Here is a 20,997-nt window from a genome sequence, read left to right on the forward strand (position 1 = left end):
CGCGGGCATAGCTGGGAATCGTCCTCAAGGAGATCCGCATGCCCCAGACCTGGATGATCACCGGCGCCAATCGCGGCATCGGGCTTGCCGTCACGACCGAACTCCTGCGCCGGGGCGACCATGTCGTCGCCGCGGCGCGCGACCCGCGGGCGAAGGCGCTGGCGCAGCTCGCCGCCGCGCATCCGGGCCGGCTCACGCCGCTTGCGCTCGACGTCACCTCGGATGAGAGCGTCGCCGCTGCCAGGGCGGCGCTCGCGGGCCGCGCCATCGACGTGCTGCTCAACAACGCCGGCGTCTACGGCCCGCGCGATCGTCAGAGCGGCCTCGATGTCGATTTCGACGCCTGGCGCGAGGTCTTCGAGGTCAATGTCTATGCGCCGCTCAGGGTGGCGCAGGCCTTCCTGCCCAATGTCGAGGCCGGGCAGGGCCGCAAGATCGCGACGATCACCAGCCGCATGGGCTCGATCGGCGCCAATCCGAGCGGCGCGCTGATCTACCGCTCCTCGAAGGCGGCGGTGAACATGACGATGGTGGTGTTCGGCAACGCCGTCAGGGCGAGGGGCGTCGCCGTATTGCTGTTCCATCCCGGCTGGGTCCAGACCGATATGGGCGGAGGCGGTGCCGACATCGCGCCGGCCGAAAGCGCCGCCGGCCTGATCCGCACCATCGACGCCTCGGGCATGGCGCAGACCAACAGCTTTCGCGACTACAGGGGCGAGCCGATCGCCTGGTGAGGCCGGCGACGCCCCGCCGGGGCCGGGGCGAGCGTGCCGGGGCCCGCCGCGCTTGCGGCGTCAGCGCGCGATGCCGTCCAGGAACCCCGTCAGCCGGTCGAGCGCCTGGCGCCCCTCCGACCGGTCGAGATCGAACTGGTATTCGTGCGGCAGCTTCGGCTCGGCCTCGGGCGGGAAGAACAGCGTCTCGACCCTGACGCCGCGGTCGCGCAGCGCCTGCGCCATCGCCGCCGATTGCGGCGCCAGCGGATCGTCGTTGCCGACCGACAGGAAGCTCGGCGGAAAGGCCTCGGTGACGTAGCGCGGCACGGCGGCCTCGGTGATCCGGCCGCTCTCCAGCGGGTTGGCGCTGCCGAAATAGGCGAAGAGCACCGACCGGACCAGGCCGCCGAAAGGCCCTGTGAAGGTGAAGGCCGTCGGGTCGAAAACCCCGCAGAACAGCACGGTGGCCTTGAGCCGGCCCGGTTCGATGGCGGGGCGCAGGCCGAGCAGCGTCGCATAATCCGCGCCGGTCAGGCCGGCGGCGAGCTGGGCGGCGATATGCGCTCCCGCGGAATCGCCGGCGAGCACGATAGCGCCGGCGTCGATGCCGAGCCGGCCGGCTTCCCGCTCCAGGAAGCCGAGGGCCGCGTTCGCCTGCAGCACTGGCGTCGGGTAGCGCGCGGCAGGGGCGCGACTGTAGCCGACCGCCACGGCCGCGTAGCCCTTGCCGGCGAGGATCTCGAGATAGGGCGCGACATCCCGCCGGTCGCCGCCGACGAAGCCGCCGCCATGGAACCAGACCAGCGTCGGCCGCCCCGGCCGGGCTCCGTCCGGCGGCAGATAGAGATCGAGCCGCTCGTCGGCGCCCGCGCCATAGGCGATGTCGCGCTGCGCGCGGATGCCGGCCGGGACGTGCCTGGCCAGGGCCTCGCCGGTCTTCGAGGCGCCATAGGCGAAGATGCCCCGTACCAGCAGCGCCGAAGGCCAGGGCGAGAGCGCGAAAGCCGCGTAGACGGCGAAGGCGACGCCGAGGCAGAGCAGGAGGATTCGGATCGCGCGCGGTTTCATGGGCGGACGCTATCGCATCGGCCGGCAAAGGGGAATCCGCGGCCGGCGAGAAACGGCGCGATAACAAGGGGATAGATCGGAGCCTGCAAAGGCGGCCGTGGCTGCGCGGCAGAGGCCGGCCGCGCGCCGCGGGCCCTCTGCGATGGACCTCGTCGGGCAGGAGCGGGATATTTCGCCTATTTCCTGGCTAAATAACTGAATCCTTTTCTTTTTTCTGCCCCGTTAACCGCTCGTTTGGGTGCATCGGCGAAACAGGGCCGGGCTACGGACGGGAACGATGAGACGGCGACTGGGACTGACGGCGAAGATCCTGATGCTCTTTGCCCTGCTGAGCGTCGCGGCGGCGCTCGGGCTCGTCAGCGTGCTGCGCGGCCTCGACGATGTCCGCCGCATCGACCGGGAAGCCTTTTCCGGCATCGCGCTCGCCAGCGGCGCCTCGCTGCTGGCCAGCCGCGTCGCCAATGCGGCGCTGCTCGGCCGGCTCGACCCCGATGCGGGCGCCGCCGATATCGACGGCGCGCTGGAAAAGCTCGACGGCGCGATCGAGCTCGTCGACGCGGCGCGCGCGCATTTCATGGCGACGCTGCCCCGGGCGATGCGCGAGGCCAATCCGACCCTGAATGCCCGCATCGACACTTTCATCGCCTTCCAGCGCGGCGTCGTCGATATCGGCCGGCGCGTCTCCGCCAGGGCCGCGGTGCTGGAGGCCGGCGCGGAGGAGGCCCGCCGCAATGTCAGCCAGATCATCGCCACCACCTCGGCGATGCGCGACACGATGGCGAAGACGGCGGAGGCGGCGGCGAGCCGCGCCGGCGAGGAGGCCGCGCTGATGCGGCTGCGGACCATCGCGCTGGCGCTGCTCCTGCCGCTGGGTGGAGGGCTCGCCGCGCTCGTCCTGCTGCGCCGCCATCTGACGCGCCCGCTGCGCGAGCTGATGGGGGCGATCCGCGAGGCGACGCGCTCCAGCGAGGTCATCCAGGTGCCGCATTGCGGCCGCTCCGACGAGATCGGCGAGCTCGCCCGCACCGTCCGGCAGCTCAGCGAGGTGCGCGCCACGCTGGTGACGCGCGAGACCGAGGCGGACCAGGCCCGCCAGCTTCAGCGGCTGCGCAGCCGGGAGCTGGCGCGCATCGCCGACGAGTTCGAGGGGCGGCTTGGCGTTCTGCTCGGCGAGATCGGGCAGGCGAGCGAGGTGCTGCGCACGACGCTGCAGGATGCCGCAGTACGGGTCGAGCAGGTCTCGAAGAGCTCGGAGATCGCCGCGACCTCCGTCACCGGCGCCGGGGTGGAGGCCAACCGCACCACCGAGGCCGCCCTGCGCATGGAGCAGGTGATCGGCCAGATCAACGACGAGGTCCGGCGCGTCTCGGTGATGGCGAGCGCCGCGAGCCAGGAGGCGTTCGGCACGCATCGGCTGGTCGTCGCGCTGACCGAGAAGGCGGCGCAGATCCGCGATGTCGTCGGCATCATCGAGGCCGTCGCACGCCAGACCAACCTGCTGGCGCTCAACGCCACCATCGAGGCGGCGCGCGCCGGCGTGCATGGGCGCGGCTTCGCCGTGGTGGCCTCCGAGGTCAAGGCGCTCGCCGGCCAGACGGCGGAGGCGGCCTCGCGCATCGTCGGGCGCATCGCCCAGGTCGACGAGGCGCTGTCCCATGCCGCCGGCGCGGTCTCGACCATCGGCAGCAGCATCGCCGCCGTCGAGCAGACCGGGACGGAGATCGCCACCATGGTCGGCTCCCATGCCGAGCTGCTCGGTTCCCTGAGCGAGACGGTGGCGCGGATCTCCGACGTCACCGGCACGGCGGTGATGGCGATGGCGGAGATCGCAACCGCCAACATGCAGACCGTCGACCAGGCCGATATGGGGGCGCTCAGCGCGCGCGAGCTCGACGAGCGGATCACCGCGCTCAGGGCCGAGGCGCGCGCCTTCGTGGCGCAGTTGCGCGCCGCCTGATCGGGGACCGGCGCGGCGGGCTTGCCTTCTCGGCGCGACTCGGCCCCATCTGCGGCATGTCCGTCCCGATCGCCTTCGCCCCATGAGCTGGTCGCTCCAGCAGGATGCCGCCCTGTCGGCCGTCGCCCGCTGGCTCCAGGCCGGCACGCCGCAGGTGTTCCGCCTGTTCGGCTATGCCGGCACGGGCAAGACCACGCTGGCGCGCCATATCGCCGAGGCGGTGGACGGCGAGGTCGTCTTCGCCGCCTATACCGGCAAGGCGGCGCTGGTGCTGCGCAACAAGGGCTGCACCGACGCGCAGACCATCCACTCGCTGATCTACCGCTCGCGCGGCGTCGACGAGGAGAGCCCGGTCTTCGCGCTCAACCGCGACAGCGCTGCGGCCAAGGCCAAGCTGATCGTCATCGACGAATGCTCGATGGTCGACGAGGAGCTGGGGCGGGACCTGCTCTCCTTCGGCACGCCGGTGCTGGTGCTGGGCGATCCGGCGCAGTTGCCGCCGGTGAAGGGCGGCGGCTTCTTCACCGAGCAGGAGCCCGATGTGATGCTGACGGAGGTCCACCGCCAGGCGGCGGACAACCCGATCGTGCGGATGTCGATGATCGTGCGCGAGGGCGGGCGGCTCGAACTCGGCGATTACGGGCCGAGCCGGGTGATCCGGCGCGACGCGGTCAATCCGGAGATCGTGATGAGCGCCGACCAGGTGCTGGTCGGCATGAACAAGACCCGGCGCAACTACAATGCCCGCATCCGCCAGCTCATGGGCCATGCCGAGACCAACCCGGTCGCCGGCGAGAAGCTGGTCTGCCTGCGCAACGACAAGAGCAAGGGGCTGCTCAATGGCGGCTCCTGGATCGTGCAGGAGATCAAGACCTCGAAGAAGGGGCTGGTGACGATGCGCGTCACGCCCGAGGACGACGCCGGCGGCAAGGCGGTGAAGGTCTCGGTGCTGCCCAATTTCTTCGACGGCACCGAGGAGGAGATTCCCTGGGAGCTGCGCAAGCACACCGACGAATTCACCTTCGGTTACGCGCTGACCGTGCATAAGGCGCAGGGCTCGCAATGGAACGATGTGGTGCTCTTCGACGAGAGCTTCGCCTTCCGCGAGCACCGGGCGCGCTGGCTCTATACCGGGCTGACGCGCGCGGCCGAGACGATCACGGTGGTGATGTAGGACGGCAAGCCTTCCATCAATCGACGATGCCCTCGCGCCCTTCGATCGCCATCAGCGTCGCCGTCAGCAAGGCGACGAGGCGCTCCTTGCCGTCGTTCTCGGCAAGGACCTCGGTCTGGGCGAGTGTCAGGGTGCGGCCGGCCTTGACCACCTTGCCGCGCGCGACGATGCGCTCGCCGGCGGCCGGGGCCAGCAGGTTGATCTTGAACTCCGTCGTCAGGACGCCGCGCCCCGCCGGCATCATGCCGAGGGCGGCATAGCCCGCAGCGGTGTCGGCGATGGCGCTGACCGCGCCCGCATGCACGAAGCCGTGCTGCTGCGCGATCTCCGGCCGGGGCGCCAGCGCGATCTCCACCCGGCCGGCGAGACATGAACGAGGCTGGCGCCGAGCGTCCGCATCAGGCCCTGCCGGGCGAAGCTCTCCCGGATCGGCGGTCGATGTCGTTTTCGTCCATGGTCATGGCCCCTCCCGCCCGCACGGTGACAGCGGCGTCGCGCCGCCGCAACGGGATGCGCGGCGCAGCGCCGAACATTGCCGATTTGTCATGAAAGTCCCCAGTTTTTCGCCATAGTCGGCGCCGATTCTCCACCGACCTATCAGCGGAGGCGAGATCCGTGGCGGAAACCGGGAATCTGACGGCCGGCGGCATCGCCCTCCAGCGCTTCGGTCTCGGGGCCCGGCCGGGGCAGGGCGAGGCGATGCGCCGGGAGGCCCGCGACCGTCTGCTCGCCGAGGTCGCGGCCGGCAGCGCGCCGCAGCCGCAGGGCGTTCCGTTCCCCGGCGTCGCCGAGATCGGGCGGGCGCTCTTTGCCTTCGCGGATGAGCAGAAGAGAGAACGCGAGGCGAAAAGCGCCGCCGCGCCAGCCGCGTCGCCGGAGAGCCAAGGCATGCCGCCGCAGGCGGAGCAGGGCACGGCCGGCCCGAATCCGGCGGGTCGGAGCGAGATGGCGCAGCCCGCAAAGCCGCAGCCGAAGGAACCGGCCCTGCCGTTCCGGACCTATCGCGACGAGGTGAAGGCGCGCGTCGACCTCGCTCTCGCGGCCGAGACCGGCCTCTGCGAGCGGCTCACCCTCTTCTGGTCGAACCATTTCTGCGTCAGCGTGGCCAAGAGCAATATCGGCCGGATGATGGCCGGCGTCTATGAGCGCGAGGCGATCCGCCCGCATGTCTTCGGCCGGTTCGAGGATCTGCTGCTGGCGGCGGAGAGCCATCCGGCGATGCTCGATTTCCTCGACAACCGCGAGTCGATCGGCCCGAACTCGCCCGCCGGCCGCCGGCGCGGCCGCGGGCTCAACGAGAATTTCGCGCGCGAGATCATGGAACTGCATACGCTCGGCGTTTCCGGCGGCTACAGCCAAGAGGACGTCACCAATCTCGCCCGCATCCTCACCGGCTGGACCATGGCGGGACGCGACGGCCGGCTCGGCTTTCCCGGCTCCTTCGTCTTCAATCCCGGTTTGCATGAGCCGGGCGCGACGCCCTTGCTCGGCCGGGCCTATGGGCAGCCGGATCTGGCGCAGGGCGTGGCGGCACTGACCGATCTCGCCCACCATCCCGCGACCGCGCAGTTCATCGCGACCAAGCTCGTGCGGCATTTCGTGGCCGATGATCCTCCCTCTAGGCTGGTTGAATTACTGGCCGCGACCTTCCGCCGGAGCGAAGGCGATCTGCCCTCGGTCTACCGGGCCTTGATCAACAGCGACGACGCCTGGAAGGCGCCGGCGACCAAGATGCGCTCGCCGCAGGAATTCCTGCTCGCTTCTTACCGCGCAACCGGGCTGAAGCCGAATTTCGGCCAGATCCTGGGGCCGCTCGCGGCGATGGGCCAACCCTTCTGGCAGCCTCCGGGGCCGAACGGCTATGCCGACACCAACGCCGCCTGGGCCTCGGCCGAGGGGCTCAAGACGCGCATCGACGTCGCCGCCGGCTGGGGCCGGCAGGCCGCCAATGCGGTGCCGGATCCGCGCGGCCTCGCCGATGACATCCTCGGGCCGATGCTTTCGGCCGAGACGAGACAGGCGGTGGCGCGGGCCGAGAGCCGACCACAGGCGATCGCGCTCCTGCTGATGTCGCCCGAATTCCAGCGGAGGTGACGATGTTCGATCATCGCGACGATGACGATTGCGAACGGATGACGCCGTCGCGGCGCGCCGTTCTCGGTGCGGCGGGCGCGCTCTTCGCCTGGTCCTTCGTGCCGAAATTCGCTTATGCGGCGGCCGGCGCGCGCGATCCGCGCTTCGTCGTCGTGGTGCTGCGCGGCGCGCTCGACGGGCTTTCGGCCGTGCCGCCGATCGGCGATCCGGGCTATGCGGCGCTGCGCGAGGGCATCGCGCTCGGCAAGGACGGGCCGGAGGCTGCGCTGCCGCTCGACGGCTTCTTCTACCTGCACCCGGCGATGCCCAATCTCGCGCGGCTCTACGGCCGAGGGCAGGCCGCGATCGTGCACGCGGCCGCGACCGGTTACCGCGAGCGCTCGCATTTCGACGGGCAGGACGTGCTGGAGAGCGGCCAGCCCGGGCCGGGCCATACCGCGAGCGGCTGGCTCAACCGGCTGCTCGCCAGCCTGCCGGCCGGGGAGAGCATCGCGCGCAAGGGCGTGCTCGGCGTCGGCGTCGTGCCGCCGCTGGTGGTGCGCGGCGATGCGCCCGTGCTCGGCTGGGCGCCGCCGCGGATGGCGCGGGCGGGAAGCGATCTGGCGATGCGGCTCGCCGACCTCTATGCCCAGCGCGACCCCGGATTGTCCGCTGCGCTGCAGCAGGCGGTCGAGACCGAAGGACTGGCGCAGCGGCACGGCATGGAGGGCAAGACGGGCGGGGGCGGGCCGGATTCGGCCGAGGGCATGCGCCGCATCGCCGCGGGGGCGGCGGGGCTCGTCGGCGCCGATGACGGGCCGCGCATCGCCGCGTTGGCCTTCGAAGGATGGGATACCCACGCCAATGAAGGCGGAGCCAAGGGCCGGCTCGCCAATCTGCTCGGCGGGCTGGACGGGGCTTTCGCCGCCTTCGAGACGGGGCTGGCGCCGGTCTGGAAGGATACGGTGGTGATGGTGGTGACAGAGTTCGGCCGCACCGCCGCGGTGAACGGCACGGTCGGCACCGATCACGGCACGGGCACCGTCGCTTTCCTGGTCGGCGGGGCGGTCAAGGGCGGGCGCATGATCGCCGACTGGCCCGGCCTGAACCCCGAGCAGCTCTACCAGAACCGCGACCTCAAGCCGACGACCGACATCCGCGCCGTGGCGAAGGGCGTGGTGGCCGATCTCTTCGGGCTGTCGGGGCCGGTCCTGGCGGAGAAGGTGTTTCCGGGAACTGGCGATCTCAAGCCGGTGCAGGGGCTGGTGGTTTGAATCCTTCTCCCCGGAGGGGAGAAGGGAAGCTCAGGCCCATTCGCGCTGCCTCAGCTTTTCCTCATAGGCGTCGATCTTGCCGCCCTTCTCCAGGGTCAGGCCGATATCGTCGAGCCCGTTCAGCAGGCAGTGCTTGCGGAAGGGGTCGATCTCGAAGCGGATCTCGCCGCCGTCGGGGCCCTTGATCGTCTGGTTCGCGAGATCGACCGTCAGCGTTGCGTTGGAGCCGCGCTCGGCATCGTCGAACAGCATGTCGAGCTGCTCGGGCGTGACCTTGATCGGCAGGATGCCGTTCTTGAAGCAGTTGTTGTAGAAGATGTCGGCGAAGCTGGTGGAGATCACGCAGCGGATGCCGAAATCGAGCAGCGCCCAGGGGGCGTGCTCGCGCGAGGAGCCGCAGCCGAAATTGTCGCCGGCGACCAGGATCTGCGCCTTGCGATAGGCCGGCTGGTTCAGCACGAAATCGGGATTCTCCGAGCCGTCCTCCTTGTAGCGCATCTCGGCGAACAGCGCGGTGCCCAGCCCGGTGCGCTTGATCGTCTTCAGGAACTGCTTCGGGATGATCATGTCGGTGTCGACATTGATCACCTTCAGGGGGGCGGGGGTCGAGGTCAGGGTGGTGAAGGGCTGCATGGTTTCTGTCCTTGCTTTGGCCGGCTCAGCCGGCTGCCTGTTCGATGGCTTCCATGTCCTCGTCGGAGAAGCCGAAATGGTGGCCGATCTCGTGGATCATGACGTGGCTGACGATGCTGCCGAGGCTCTCGTCGTGCTCGGCCCAGTAGTCGAGGATCGGCCGGCGATAGAGGTGGATGGTGTTGGGCATCTGGCCGGTCTGCGGAGCATAGCCCTGCTGCGGCAGGCCGACGCCGGTGAAGAGGCCGAGCAGGTCGAAGGGGCTCTCCGCCTCCAGCTCCTTCAGGACATCGTCCTCCGGGAACTCGGTGACGTTGAAGATCACGTCGGCGCAGAGCGCGCGGAACGCCTGCGGCAGGCGGTCGAAGGCGGCCTGGGCCAGATCCTCGAACGCCTCCAGCGACGGGGCCTTCGCCCGGTCCCAGTCGATCTGCGCTGTCCTCGCCACGGCGGCGTCCATCTCCGTCACCAGATCTTGAGCTGGTGGCCCAGCCACCAGGCCAGCACGACGACGCCGAGGAGCGAGAGCGCGCGGCCGATGCGCCGGCCCCAGAGCTCGACCTTGTCGCCCTCCGGCGCGTCCGCGCCGGAGAAATGCTGCGCCGCCCGGCCCATCGAGGAGCCGAGCAGGGTCTCGCTGTCGCGCTTGACGCGCTCGAGCGCGGCCCTGGCTTCGGCGGCGCGGGCCTCTTCGCGGGGATCGTCCGACATGCTGCGCTCCCCGCCTTGCCGCCTCAGCCCAGCGTGCGGACGTCGACGAAGCGGCCGGTCAGGGCCGCCGCCGCCGCCATCGCCGGCGAGACCAGATGGGTGCGGCCGCGATAGCCCTGGCGGCCCTCGAAATTGCGGTTCGAGGTCGAGGCGGCGCGCTGGCCGGGCTTGAGCTGGTCCGGGTTCATGCCGAGGCACATCGAGCAGCCGGGCTCGCGCCATTCGAAGCCGGCGGCGAGGAAGATCTTGTCGAGCCCTTCCGCTTCCGCCTGCTGCTTCACCAGGCCGGAGCCCGGCACGATCATCACATAGTCCAGGCTCTCATGCATCTTCTTGCCCTCGACGATCTTCGCGACGATGCGCAGATCCTCGATGCGGCCATTGGTGCAGGAGCCGATCCAGATCACGTCGAGCGGGATCTCCGTCATCTTCGTGCCGGCGGTCAGGCCCATATATTCCAGCGCCCGCTTCTTCGAGGCGCGCTTGACCTCGTCCTCGATCAGGTCGGGGTCCGGCACCGCGCCCGTGACCGAGACGACGTCCTCGGGGCTGGTGCCCCAGGAGACGATCGGCGGCAGGTTGGCGGCGTCGAGCTTCACGACGCGGTCGAAATGCGCGCCCTCGTCGCTGTGCAGCGTCTCCCAGTAGCGGGTGGCGGCGTCCCAGGCGGCGCCCTGCGGCGCCTTGGGACGGCCCTTGAGATAGTCGAAGGCCTTCTGGTCCGGCGCGACCATGCCGGCCCGGGCGCCGCCCTCGATCGACATGTTGCAGAGGGTCATCCGGCCTTCCATGGTCAGGCCGCGGATGGCCTCGCCGGCATATTCGATCACCGAGCCGGTGCCCCCGGCGGTGCCGATCTCGCCGATGATGGCGAGCGTGATGTCCTTGGCCCCGACGCCAGGCGCGGGCGTGCCGTCCACCTGGACGAGCATGTTCTTCGCCTTCTTCTGGATCAGCGTCTGGGTGGCGAGCACGTGCTCGACCTCCGAGGTGCCGATGCCGTGGGCGAGCGCGCCGAAGGCGCCATGCGTCGAGGTGTGGCTGTCGCCGCAGACGATGGTGGTGCCGGGCAGGGTGAAGCCCTGCTCGGGACCGACGATGTGGACGATGCCCTGGCGCTTGTCGAGCTCGTTGAAATACTCGATGCCGAAGTCCTTGGCGTTCCTGGCGAGCGCCTCGACCTGGATCCGGCTCTCCTCTTCCTGGATGCCCTTGGAGCGGTCGGTGGTCTGGATGTTGTGGTCGACGACGGCGAGCGTCTTGCTGGGCGCGCGGACCTGGCGGCCGGTCATGCGCAGCCCCTCGAAGGCCTGCGGGCTGGTCACCTCATGGACGAGGTGGCGGTCGATATAGAGCAGGCAGGTGCCGTCCTCCTGCCGGTCGACGACGTGGTCGTCGAAGATCTTGTCGTAGAGCGTGCGGGGCGCTGAGGTCGCAGTCATGGCTTGGTCTCGGTCTGCTGAAGTCTGATCTGGAAACGGGTCGGCCGGCCATGGCGCCGGCTCGCAGGAACGGTCCGCCTGTCGCCGGCCGCGTAGAAGCGGCCGGTCTCAGGCGCCGGTAAGGCCTGCTGCCAGCGAGGCGATGTAGCGGCCGAAGAAGCGCCAGGGCAGGCGGGCATGGTCATGCAGCGCGGCAAAATCCTGCGTCGTCGGCAGGGGGGGCAGATGGCCCTCTCCCTGCACGGCGCAGAAGCGCTGGAACTGGTGCACGCATGGCGACATGGCTACTGTTTAGCAGTTCCAAGGAAGCCGGACAATCGACCTCCTTGCCGGTCCGTCATCTGCCGGGCGCGGAGCCCGGCGCCGCGGTGTCGACGCTGACCACCACCGACATCCCCGGCGCCAGGCGCCCGGCGAGGGGCTGGTCGGGGTCGACGGCGATGCGCACCGGCACGCGCTGGGCGATCTTGATGAAGTTGCCGGTGGCGTTGTCGGGCCGGATCACGCTGAACTCGGAGCCCGCCGCGGGCGAGAAACGCTCGATATGGCCGGTGAGGCTGGCATGGCGCAGAGCGTCGACCGTGAAGCTCACCGGCTGGCCGACGCGCATTCCCGCGAGCTGCGTCTCCTTGAAGTTGGCGATGACCCAGACCTGGTTCGGCACCAGCGCCATCACCTGCGTCCCGGCCGAGACATATTGGCCGATCCGGGCCTGGACCTCGCCGAGCCGCCCGTCCTGCGGGGCGACGATGCGGGTGTTGCCGAGGTCGATCTCGGCGAGATGGACCGCGGCCTGCGCGCCCTCTACCGCAGCGACGAGCGACTGGCGGTTGACGATGGCGGTCTGGATATCCTGCCGCGCGACCTCGGCGGCAGCATTGCTGGCCGCGAGGGAGGCACGGGCCTGGTCGAGCGCCTGCTGGCTCTGGTCGGTGCTGGTCTGGCTGACGACGCCGCGCTGGCGCAGCGGCTCGATGCGGCCCCAGTTCGCCTCGGCGGTGCGCAAAGCAGCCTCGGCGCTGGCGACATTGGCGACGGCGGCGCGCAGGCGGGCTTCGGCGGCGGCGCGGGCCTGGTCCGAATTGGCGAGGGCGGCGCGCTGCGCGGCGAGGCCGGCGCGGGCCTGCTCCAGCTTCTGCGCGAAGATGCGGTCGTCGATGCGCAGCAGCAGGTCACCCTGCTTCACGGCGGCGAAGTCCTGCACCGGCACCTCCGCGACATAGCCGGCGAGCTGCGGCGCGATCACCGTCACCTGGCCGCGGACATAGGCGTTCTCGGTCATCTCGATGCTGCTGCGGAAGGGCGGCAGCCGCCAAGCGTAGAGGATGACGGCGAGGCCGACGAGGCCGATCGCCAGGGCGATATAGGTCGAAACGGAGCGGAAGGCGCTGGTCATGGTCGAGCGATGGGTCAGGCGGCCGTTGCGGCGGCCGGTGTGGCGAAACGCGCCTTCAGCGTCAGGAAGGCGAGGTGGAGGAGCAGGCCGGCGAGCGCCAGCCCCGCGATCAGCGCGATCAGCAGGAAGGCGTCGTTATAGGCGAGCACGGTCGCCTCGCGCGTCGCCTGCTGGGCGAGCAGCGAGACCCCCTCCGCCCGTGTCAGCGTCGGGTCGGTCAGCACATGGCCGTAGGCGCCGCCGAGCTGGCCTACGCGCTGGGCGACGAGCGGGTCGGACAAGGCGAAATGCTCGGTCAGCACATTGTAGTGGAAGGTGGTTCGGAGCGTGATGAAGCTGCCGAAGATCGCCGAGCCGAGCAGGCCGCCGATGCTCTGGGTGAACAGGAAGACGGTGATGAAGCTCAGGATGTAGAGCGGGCCGCGGACGATCGCGCTGCCCATGCCCTGCGCCATCGCCGCCGGCAGGAACAGCGCCGAGCCGAAGGCAACCAGCGACTGGCTCACCCAGATGTCGTGCGGCCGGGTCAGGCTGGTGGCGCCGCTGTCGAGCCAGGCGCCGAGCGCGACGCAGGCCAGCGCCGTGCCGTGGAACCAGTTCTCGCGGCCCGGCCGCAGCAAGGCCGCGCAGATCAGGCCGCCCGCCAGGATGGCGCAGAGGATGACGGCGTAGAGCGGCACGGTCTGCTCGTTCTGGATGCCGAGCGCCTGGAAGAAATTCGAGGCGCCGACCGTCTGCTCGGCCAGGACGAGGCGCATGACCAGCAGCACGCCGGCGAAATGCAGCGTCGTCGGGCTCGTCAGCCAGCGGATGTCGATGAGCGGGCTCTTGCGGTGCAATTCGATGATGCCGGCCAGCGTCAGGCAGAGGATGGCGAGCGCGAAGAGCAGGCCCAGCCAGGGCGCCTCGAACCACCAGTAGATCCGGCCCAGGCTGAGCGCGACCGCGATCGCGCCGAAGCCGATCGCGATCAGCAGATAGCTCACGACATCGAGCGGACCGATCCATTTGACGCGCGGCGGCGTCGTCAGCGGCAGGGCGTAGACGCAGCCGAAGGCGAGCATGGCGAGGCCGACCTCGAACATGGTGAGGCCGTGGAAGCCCGCGACGTCGAGCAGATGCGGCGAGATCAGCCGCGTCACCGGGATGCCGAGCGTGGTGTTGGTCAGCGCCAGCGAGAGGCCGGCGGTGAGCTTCCGCTGCGGCTGCATCGGCTCGATCATGTAGAAGAAGGCGAGGGAGGACATCGGCGCCGCCGCGATGCCGCTCATGAAGCGCACCGCCACGGCCGATTGCAGGTCGTGCACGAAGAAGTTGAGCACGGCCGCCAGCAGCAGGCCGGCGATGCTGATCTCCGCGAAGTTGCGCAGCCCGTACTGCATGCGGATCTTGATCAGCGCGATCGAGAGCGAGACGTTCGGCGCCATATAGGCGGCGATCAGCCAGTTGGTCTCGGCGACGGTGGCGCCGAGATCGCCCTGGATCTGGTAGACATTGGTGTTGACGATGTTCTGGCCGATCTGCTGGGTCATCGCCAGGGTCACCGAGGCGAGCATATAGCCGAGCGCGCGCGGCACAGGCATGGTGAACCAGGTCGGGGCCGGGGCGGGTGCGGTTGCTGGTGCGGTGGCGCTCATGAGGCGCTGCTCCGCCCGGCGGCGATGTTGCGCGAGGTCCGGCGCAGGACGTCGAGCGCCATCTCCAGCTCCTGCGGCGCGATGCCGTGCAGGATATCGGCGCGCAGCTCCGCGAGGAAAGCCAGGATGTCCTCGGCCTGGCCGCGCGCCATCGGGGTCAGGAAGACCTGGCGGGCCCGCCGGTCGCCCTCGACGGCGCGGCGCTCGATCATGCCGTTGCGCTCGAGCCCGTCGAGCAACCGCACCAACGTCGGCTGCTCGATCTCGAGCAGGCCGGCGAGATCGGACTGGATCAGCCCGTCCTCCCGCGCCAGCTCCATCAGCAGCCGGGCGCGGGCGAGGGTCAGCCCCATGCCCCGCGCCCGCTCGTCGACGAGGGCGCGCAGCTTGCGGTTGACCGCGGCGAGTTCGGCCGTGAAGGCGGCTCTGAGGTCCGTGACATCCATAGGGTGAACATAAGTAGCAAGCTAATGATTGGCTTACTTATATAGCTGGAGTACGCATGGCAACTGACGATATTGTCTATCAGTATGCGTTTTTTGCATGAATGGTGCGGCCTGGCATTCGGGCCTGCGCCATCCGCATTTCGCCGGGGCGGGCCGCCTGCCGCCTGCCGCGCGCAATAAAAAACGCGGCCCCGAAGGACCGCGTTTCCGAATTCCGTGCGCCGGGGTCGGCGGCTTACTTGCCGTTGGCCTTCGCGTTCTTGCCGCCCTTGGCGTCGACGCGTTCGGCGATGCGGGCCGACTTGCCGCGGCGGTCGCGCAGGTAATAGAGCTTGGCGCGGCGGACCTTGCCCTTGCGGATGACCTTGATGGAATCGAGGTTCGGCGAGAAGAGCGGGAAGACGCGCTCGACACCTTCGCCGTAGGAAATCTTGCGGACGGTGAAGCTCTGGTTCAGCCCGCCGCCATTGCGGGCGATCACGACGCCCTCATAGGCCTGGACGCGGCTGCGCTCGCCTTCCTTGATCTTGACGTTGACCTGCACGGTGTCGCCGGGCTGGAAGGCGGGGATCTCCTTGCTCTCGCTGAGCCTGGCGATCTGCTCGGCGTCGAGCTGCTCGATGATGTTCATGGGTCTCTCCATGGCCGTGTTCGCGTGCTGGCACGCGGGCGTTACGGCGCGCTGTTTTCAGTTGAGAGCGCGGCCATACAGGAGCGCGGCGCATTTGTCGAGCGGCAATGCCGGCAAAGCGCAGGCCGGCTCCCCGCCTTGCCGCAGGGGGGCCGCGGAGCATAGCCTGCGCCGCCTCGATCCTCCACCCGTCAGAGCCTTCGGACATTCCATGAGCAGCACAGTTTCCAAGGTCGCTCTCGTCACCGGCGCCGCGCGCGGCATCGGGCTGGCGACGGCGAAGCGTTTCCTCGCCGAGGGCTGGCGCGCCGGCCTGCTCGATATCGACGCGGCCGGGCTGGAAGCGGCGGTCGCGGCGATCGGCAAGCCGGAGCAGACGCTGGCGCTGCCCTGCGACATCGCCGAGCCGCAGCAGGTCGCGGCCGCCTTCGCGGCGCTGACCGCGCGTTTCGGGCGGCTCGACGCGCTGGTCAACAATGCCGGCACCGCCGTGTTCAAGCCGCTGCTGGAGACGAGCCACGAGGAATGGCAGCGCGTGCTGGCGGTGAACCTCACCGGCCCGTTCCTGGCGACGCAGCAGGCCGCGCCGCTGATGGCCGATGCGGGCGGCGGCGCGGTGGTCAACATCACCTCGATCTCGGGGCTGAGGGCCTCGACGCTGCGCGTCGCCTACGGCACCTCCAAGGCGGGGCTGGCGCATCTGACCAAGCAGCAGGCGGCGGAGCTGGCGGGGCTGGGCATCCGCGTCAACGCGGTCGCGCCCGGGCCGGTCGAGACGGCGATGGCCAGGGCGGTGCACTCTCCCGAGATCCGCGCCGACTACCGCGACGCCATCCCGCTCGGCCGCTACGGGCTCGAGGAGGAGCTGGCCGAGTCGATCTTCTTCCTGTGCTCGGACAGGGCGAGCTATATCACCGGCCAGGTTCTGGCGGTCGATGGCGGCTTCGACGCCGCCGGCATCGGGCTCGCGACGCTGCGCGGCGAGCGCCGGAATCTGTGAAGCAGATGGGCTTCGGCGATTCCGGGGCTTGCCTTCGGCCGCCATGCCCAGCAGCCTGGGTTGCCCGGCCGGCGGTTTCCGGCCCGCGGCCCGCGACGAAACGAGCGCCGTTCCACAAGGAGGCCCGCGATGACCGAACAACCGATCAAGGGACCGGCATCCTATTTCCCATCCATCGAGAAGAAATACGGACGTCCCATCGCCGAATGGAAAGCGCTGGTGCGGGCCGGCTATCCGGCAAAGCACATGGAACTCGTCGCGATGCTCAAGAACGAGCACGGGCTGGGACACGGGCACGCGAACGCCATCGTCGCCGATACGCTGGCCGAAGACAAAGGCTAGAGAGCTTCTTCCACGGCGGCGGCGCTCTCACCTGCCGGGGCGCCCTTGCGCCGTGCCTCGCGAAGCCGGCCGCGTCCGGCGACCCATGGCGGTCTTCGCGTCAACCCGGGCCGTTCGCGAGCCGGATCCTCGCGGCGCGGGCCTCCCCGTCCAGATCCCGCGACCGCGGCCTCAGGCCAGGACGCCTTCCGGCGCCGCGGCCGGCAGCGCGACATATATTCTCCTTGCGGCCGGCGCAGAACGGCGCGAACCTTCCCCGACATGCCTCTTCGACGGCCGCCGGCCCGTTCGGGCCGGTGCGACCGCCGCCCGACCGGTGCCGCGGGCCCTTCCCGCCCGAAGCGCCGGCCTCCATCCGCGCCGATGCGAGGCCAGGAGCCTTTCGTCCCCGCGGACCAACCCGAAGGAGGACGTCATGGCAGCACAGAACGGCAGGGGGAATGCGGCGCCCGGCACCAGACGCGCGGGGCCGCGATGCATCGCGATCGTCGGCCCCTTCCAGAGCGGCAAGACGACGCTGCTCGAAAGCATCCTGATGCGCTGCGGCGCGCTCTCGCGCGCCGGCTCGGTCAAGACCGGCAACAGCGTCGGCGACGCCTCGCCCGAGGCGCGGGCGCACCAGATGAGCGTCGAGCCCAATGTCGCCAGCGTCGAGTTCCTGGGCGACCGCTTCCAGTTCATCGACTGCCCCGGCTCGGTCGAGTTTCTGCAGGAGATGCGCCATGTGCTGCCGGCGGTCGACGCCGCCGTGGTCGTCTGCGAGGCGGATGACCGCAAGGCGCCGGCGCTGGAGCTCGTCCTGCGCGAGCTGGAGGAGGCCGACATCCCGCGCTTCCTGTTCCTCAACAAGATCGACACGGCCTCGCGCCGGGTGCGCGAGACCCTCGCCATCCTGCAGCGCGCCTCGCGCACACCGCTGCTGCTGCGCCAGATCCCGATCTGGCAGAAGGGCATCGCCATCGGCTTCATCGACCTCGCCCTGGAGCGGGCCTTCATCTATCGCGAGCACGCGCCGAGCGAGATCGTGCCGCTCGCCGAGGACGAGGCCGGCCGCGAGAAGGATGCCCGCTTCTCGATGCTGGAGAAGCTCGCCGATTACGACGACGAATTGATGGAGGAGCTGCTCGGCGACATGGAGCCGCCGCGCGACCGCATCTTCGACGATCTCGCCCGCGAATTGCAGCACCGCCATGTCGTGCCTGTGCTGATCGGCGCGGCCGAGCGCGGCAACGGCGTGACGCGCCTGCTCAAGGCGCTGCGGCACGAGGCGCCGGGACTGGCCGAGACGCGCGGCCGGGTCGGCATCGTCGATGACGGGCCGCCGCTGGCGCAGGTGATGAAGAGCTGGCATGCCGGGCAGGGCGGCAAGCTCTCGCTCGCCCGGGTCATGCGCGGCAGGCTGGCCGAGGGCGACGTGGTGACCTCCTCCGGCGGGGTCGAGGCGCGGATCGCCGGCATCGTCACGCTCAAGGGCGGCGAGCAGATCCGCCAGCCGGCCGCCGAGGAGGGCGAGGTCGCCGGCTTCTCCAAGCTCGACGGCATCGGCACCGGCGAGGCCTTCATGCTCGGCAAGGGGCGCGCCGGCGTGGTCAGCGCGGTCGCGCCGCCCGAGCCGGTGCATACGCTCGCCATCGCGGTGAAGGACCGCAAGGACGACGTCCGGCTCGCGGCCGCGCTCCAGAAGATCGCCGAGGAGGACGGCGCCCTGCTGGTGACGCAGGTGCCGGAGCTCGGCGAGACGCGGCTTTCCGGGCAGGGCGAGATGCATCTGCGCGTCACGTTGGAGAAGCTCGCCGGGCGCTACGGCGTCACCGTCACGAGCAGGCCGCCGCAGGTGGGCTATCGCGAGACGATCCGCGGCCAGGCCAGTGCGCGCGGGCGCCACCGCAAGCAAAGCGGCGGCCATGGCCAGTATGGCGACGTGGTGATCGACGTCGCCGGGCTGCCGCGCGGAGAGGGCGTCCGCTTCGTCGACAGGATCGCCGGCGGCGTCGTGCCGCGCCAGTATATCGGCTCGGTCGAGGCCGGCATGCGCGACTATTGCGAGAAGGGGCCGCTCGGCTTCCCGGTCGTCGATGTCGCAGTGACGCTGACCGACGGCTCCTACCACACCGTCGATTCCTCCGACATGGCGTTCCGGCAGGCGGCGCGGCTGGCGATGGCCGAGGCGATGCCGCAGGCGAAGCCGGTGCTGCTGGAGCCGATCCTCTCCGTCGAGGTGGTGATTCCGTCGGAGGCGATGTCGCGCGCCTCGGCGCTGATCTCGGCGCGGCGCGGGCAGATCCTCGGCTACGACACGCGGCCAGGCTGGCGCGGCTGGGACCAGATCAACGCCCTCGTGCCGGAGGCGGAGATGTCCGGGCTGATCGTCGAGCTGCGCTCAGCCACCTCCGGCGTCGGCACCTTCAGCGCCCGCTTCGACCATCTGGCGGAGCTCGCGGGCAAGCCGGCGGAGGCGGTGGTGTCGGCCCAGGCGCTTGCGGCGGCGCAGGCGCGCTGACGGCTTGCGGAAAAGGCTTCCGGCGGCGGCAGCGCCGCCCGAGGCTTGCTTCTTTCCATCCTGAACTGTTTAGATATGAACATTGTGCGGAAGGCTCGCAGGCCGCGCTTGCGCGGCGGGCCGGCGTTTCGCACTCTGTGGTCGTGAAAACAACGCATTGCGGCTCCGCGCGAGCGGGTCGAGCCATGCGAGAGGGAGGAGACCATGACTGCGACCCGAGCCGCGCAGACGGGAGAGGATGCGCGCCCGTGGCTTGCGCATTATCCGCCGGCCGTCCCGCACCAGCTCGACGAGGCGCGGATCGGGACGCTGGAAAGCCTTATCCGCTGGTCCTGCGCGACCTATGCCAACCGTCCGGCCTTCGAGAGCTTCGGCAAGACGATCAGCTTCGCCGAGACCTTGCGCGCGGCCGAGGCCTTCGCCGGCTGGCTCCAGGCGCAGGGCCTGCAGAAGGGCGACCGGGTCGCGCTGATGATGCCGAACATCCTGGCCTATCCGGCGACGATCTTCGGCACGCTGATCGGCGGCTTCACCGTGGTCAACGTCAACCCGCTCTACACGGCGCGCGAGCTGACCCACCAGCTCAACGACGCGGGGGCGCGCATCCTGGTGGTGATCGAGAATTTCGCCCATGTCGTCGAGGAGGCCTGGCCTCATCTCAAGCTCGACACGGCGGTCGTCGCCACGGCCGGCGACCTGATGGGGTTCAAGGGGACGATCGTCAATTTCGTCGCCCGCCGCATCAAGAAGGTGGTCAAGCCCTTCGCGCTGCCGGGCGCGGCGAGGCTGCGCGATATCCTGTCGCGGACGGCGGGGATGAAGCCGGCCGCCATCGCGCCGGAGGACGTCGCCTTCCTGCAATATACCGGCGGGACGACCGGCGTCGCCAAGGGCGCGACGCTGACCCATCGCAACGTCGCCGCCAATGTGCAGCAGGCGGGGCTGTGGCTCGAATGGACGCTCGAGCCGCCGCAGGGGCAGGGCGCCTACCAGCATGTCATGGTGACGGCGCTGCCGCTCTACCACATCTTCGCGCTGACCTGCTGTTGCCTGTTCCTGCTGCGGATCGGCGCGCGGAGCCTGCTGATCGCCAATCCCCGCGACATTCCCGGCTTCGTAAAGACGCTGAAGGCGAGCCGTTTCACGCTGATCTCCGGCGTCAACACGCTCTACAACGCCCTCGCCAACCATCCCGAGATCGGCTCGGTGAATTTCGGCGAGCTGCGCTTCGCCGTGGCCGGCGGCATGGCGACCCAGGCCGCCGTCGCCAGGCACTGGAAGGCCGTCACCGGCCGCCCGATCATCGAGGGATACGGGCTTTCCGAGACCTCGCCGGTGGCGACCATCAACCGGCCCGACATCCAGGAGTTCACCGGGACGATCGGCTATCCGATCCCCTCGACCGACATCGCCGTGCGCGACGGCGACGGCAACGACATGCCGGCCGGCGAGCCCGGCGAGATCTGCATCCGCGGGCCGCAGGTGATGCGCGGCTACTGGAACCGCCCCGACGAGACCGCCAAGGCGATGACGGCGGACGGCTATTTCCGCTCCGGCGACGTCGGCGTGATGCTGCCGGACGGGCAGTTCAAGATCGTCGACCGGATGAAGGACATGATCCTGGTCTCGGGCTTCAACGTCTATCCGAACGAGGTCGAGGACGTGCTGGCCGCGCATCCGGGCGTGCTGGAATCGGCGGTGATCGGCCTGCCGAACGAGCATTCCGGCGAGGTCGTCGCGGCCTTCGTCGTGCGCAAGGACCAGGTCCTCACCGCCGAGGAATTGCGCGCCTACTGCAAGGAGAACCTGACCGGATACAAGGTGCCCAAGCAGATCTTCTTCCGCGAGAGCCTGCCCAAGACCAATGTCGGCAAGGTCCTGCGCCGGGCCCTGCGCGAGGAGGTCGTCGCCCAGCGCTGACGGCCGCCCGAGGTCGACAGCGCGGCGCGCAGCGTGTTGTCTGTCTCCGCACCTGCCGCCAGCGGAGATGATTCACG

Annotated in this window: 20 protein-coding genes; 9 read left to right on the top strand and 11 right to left on the bottom strand. The window is 69.8% G+C overall.

Going from position 1 to position 20,997, the window contains the following annotated elements; translation table 11 throughout:
* Nucleotides 1–38 precede the first annotated feature (38 nt).
* Complete coding sequence (locus ACWH43_RS07265) at nucleotides 39–734, top strand: SDR family oxidoreductase (RefSeq protein ID WP_158448074.1); 696 nt, start codon at nucleotides 39–41, stop codon at nucleotides 732–734.
* A gap of 60 nt (nucleotides 735–794) precedes the next feature.
* Here ACWH43_RS07265 and ACWH43_RS07270 read toward each other — a convergent pair whose 3' ends face one another.
* Complete coding sequence (locus ACWH43_RS07270; protein WP_158448073.1) at nucleotides 795–1,784, bottom strand: alpha/beta hydrolase; 990 nt, start codon at nucleotides 1,782–1,784, stop codon at nucleotides 795–797.
* 277 nt (nucleotides 1,785–2,061) lie between these two features.
* Between ACWH43_RS07270 and ACWH43_RS07275 the strand changes: the two genes are divergently transcribed.
* A complete protein-coding gene (locus tag ACWH43_RS07275) occupies nucleotides 2,062–3,741 on the top strand; it encodes a methyl-accepting chemotaxis protein (protein ID WP_158448072.1) in 1,680 nt (559 codons plus the stop codon).
* An 82-nt stretch (nucleotides 3,742–3,823) separates the two neighbouring features.
* Nucleotides 3,824–4,915 (top strand): ATP-dependent DNA helicase, encoded by a 1,092-nt coding sequence (locus ACWH43_RS07280; protein WP_158444199.1) that lies wholly within the window; start codon nucleotides 3,824–3,826, stop codon nucleotides 4,913–4,915.
* Between the two features lie 16 nt (nucleotides 4,916–4,931).
* Here the strand turns inward: ACWH43_RS07280 and ACWH43_RS07285 are convergent, their stop codons facing one another.
* On the bottom strand, nucleotides 4,932–5,270 hold the full coding sequence (locus ACWH43_RS07285) for a PaaI family thioesterase (RefSeq protein WP_260347706.1): 339 nt from the start codon (nucleotides 5,268–5,270) through the stop codon (nucleotides 4,932–4,934).
* 260 nt (nucleotides 5,271–5,530) lie between these two features.
* On the opposite strand from ACWH43_RS07285, the gene ACWH43_RS07290 reads away from it, so the two are divergent.
* The gene (locus ACWH43_RS07290) at nucleotides 5,531–7,009 is read left to right on the top strand and encodes a DUF1800 domain-containing protein (RefSeq protein ID WP_260347707.1); all 1,479 of its coding nucleotides are present in this window, start codon (nucleotides 5,531–5,533) and stop codon (nucleotides 7,007–7,009) included.
* 2 nt (nucleotides 7,010–7,011) lie between these two features.
* The gene (locus ACWH43_RS07295; protein WP_260347708.1) at nucleotides 7,012–8,262 is read left to right on the top strand and encodes a DUF1501 domain-containing protein; all 1,251 of its coding nucleotides are present in this window, start codon (nucleotides 7,012–7,014) and stop codon (nucleotides 8,260–8,262) included.
* Nucleotides 8,263–8,292: 30 nt separating this feature from the next.
* On the opposite strand, the gene leuD is transcribed toward ACWH43_RS07295, so the two are convergent.
* From leuD to rplS, 9 genes are all read right to left on the bottom strand, one after another.
* Nucleotides 8,293–8,895, bottom strand: a complete 603-nt coding sequence (leuD, locus tag ACWH43_RS07300) for a 3-isopropylmalate dehydratase small subunit (protein WP_158448071.1) — start codon at nucleotides 8,893–8,895, stop codon at nucleotides 8,293–8,295.
* 25 nt (nucleotides 8,896–8,920) lie between these two features.
* Nucleotides 8,921–9,343, bottom strand: a complete 423-nt coding sequence (locus ACWH43_RS07305; protein ID WP_260347709.1) for a metallopeptidase family protein — start codon at nucleotides 9,341–9,343, stop codon at nucleotides 8,921–8,923.
* Nucleotides 9,344–9,360: 17 nt separating this feature from the next.
* Nucleotides 9,361–9,606 carry a hypothetical protein gene (locus tag ACWH43_RS07310; protein WP_158446306.1) on the bottom strand — a complete coding sequence of 82 codons (246 nt, stop codon included), beginning with the start codon at nucleotides 9,604–9,606 and terminating at the stop codon, nucleotides 9,361–9,363.
* 23 nt (nucleotides 9,607–9,629) lie between these two features.
* Nucleotides 9,630–11,048, bottom strand: coding sequence for a 3-isopropylmalate dehydratase large subunit (gene leuC / locus ACWH43_RS07315; protein ID WP_158446307.1), 1,419 nt, complete (start codon nucleotides 11,046–11,048; stop codon nucleotides 9,630–9,632).
* Nucleotides 11,049–11,156: 108 nt separating this feature from the next.
* Nucleotides 11,157–11,330, bottom strand: a complete 174-nt coding sequence (locus ACWH43_RS07320) for a hypothetical protein (RefSeq protein ID WP_260347710.1) — start codon at nucleotides 11,328–11,330, stop codon at nucleotides 11,157–11,159.
* A gap of 55 nt (nucleotides 11,331–11,385) precedes the next feature.
* A complete protein-coding gene (locus tag ACWH43_RS07325; protein WP_158446308.1) occupies nucleotides 11,386–12,444 on the bottom strand; it encodes an HlyD family secretion protein in 1,059 nt (352 codons plus the stop codon).
* A 14-nt stretch (nucleotides 12,445–12,458) separates the two neighbouring features.
* Entirely contained in the window at nucleotides 12,459–14,081 is a 1,623-nt protein-coding gene (locus tag ACWH43_RS07330) for an MFS transporter (RefSeq protein WP_158446309.1), read from the bottom strand.
* Nucleotides 14,078–14,527: a MarR family winged helix-turn-helix transcriptional regulator gene (locus ACWH43_RS07335; RefSeq protein ID WP_158446310.1), complete on the bottom strand. Its 450-nt coding sequence runs from the start codon at nucleotides 14,525–14,527 to the stop codon at nucleotides 14,078–14,080. Before ACWH43_RS07335 ends, ACWH43_RS07330 begins: the two co-directional genes overlap by 4 nt.
* A 235-nt stretch (nucleotides 14,528–14,762) precedes the next feature.
* Nucleotides 14,763–15,158, bottom strand: coding sequence for a 50S ribosomal protein L19 (rplS, locus tag ACWH43_RS07340; protein WP_158446311.1), 396 nt, complete (start codon nucleotides 15,156–15,158; stop codon nucleotides 14,763–14,765).
* Nucleotides 15,159–15,369: 211 nt separating this feature from the next.
* Between rplS and ACWH43_RS07345 the strand changes: the two genes are divergently transcribed.
* From ACWH43_RS07345 to ACWH43_RS07360, 4 genes are all read left to right on the top strand, one after another.
* Nucleotides 15,370–16,158 (top strand): SDR family NAD(P)-dependent oxidoreductase, encoded by a 789-nt coding sequence (locus ACWH43_RS07345; protein ID WP_158446312.1) that lies wholly within the window; start codon nucleotides 15,370–15,372, stop codon nucleotides 16,156–16,158.
* A 129-nt stretch (nucleotides 16,159–16,287) separates the two neighbouring features.
* A complete protein-coding gene (locus ACWH43_RS07350; RefSeq protein WP_158446313.1) occupies nucleotides 16,288–16,500 on the top strand; it encodes a DUF4287 domain-containing protein in 213 nt (70 codons plus the stop codon).
* 415 nt (nucleotides 16,501–16,915) lie between these two features.
* Complete coding sequence (locus tag ACWH43_RS07355) at nucleotides 16,916–19,000, top strand: elongation factor G (protein WP_260347711.1); 2,085 nt, start codon at nucleotides 16,916–16,918, stop codon at nucleotides 18,998–19,000.
* A 204-nt stretch (nucleotides 19,001–19,204) separates the two neighbouring features.
* Entirely contained in the window at nucleotides 19,205–20,920 is a 1,716-nt protein-coding gene (locus ACWH43_RS07360; protein ID WP_158446315.1) for an AMP-binding protein, read from the top strand.
* Nucleotides 20,921–20,997: the final 77 nt, after the last annotated feature.

The sequence above is a fragment of the Allobosea minatitlanensis genome (assembly GCF_964020775.1).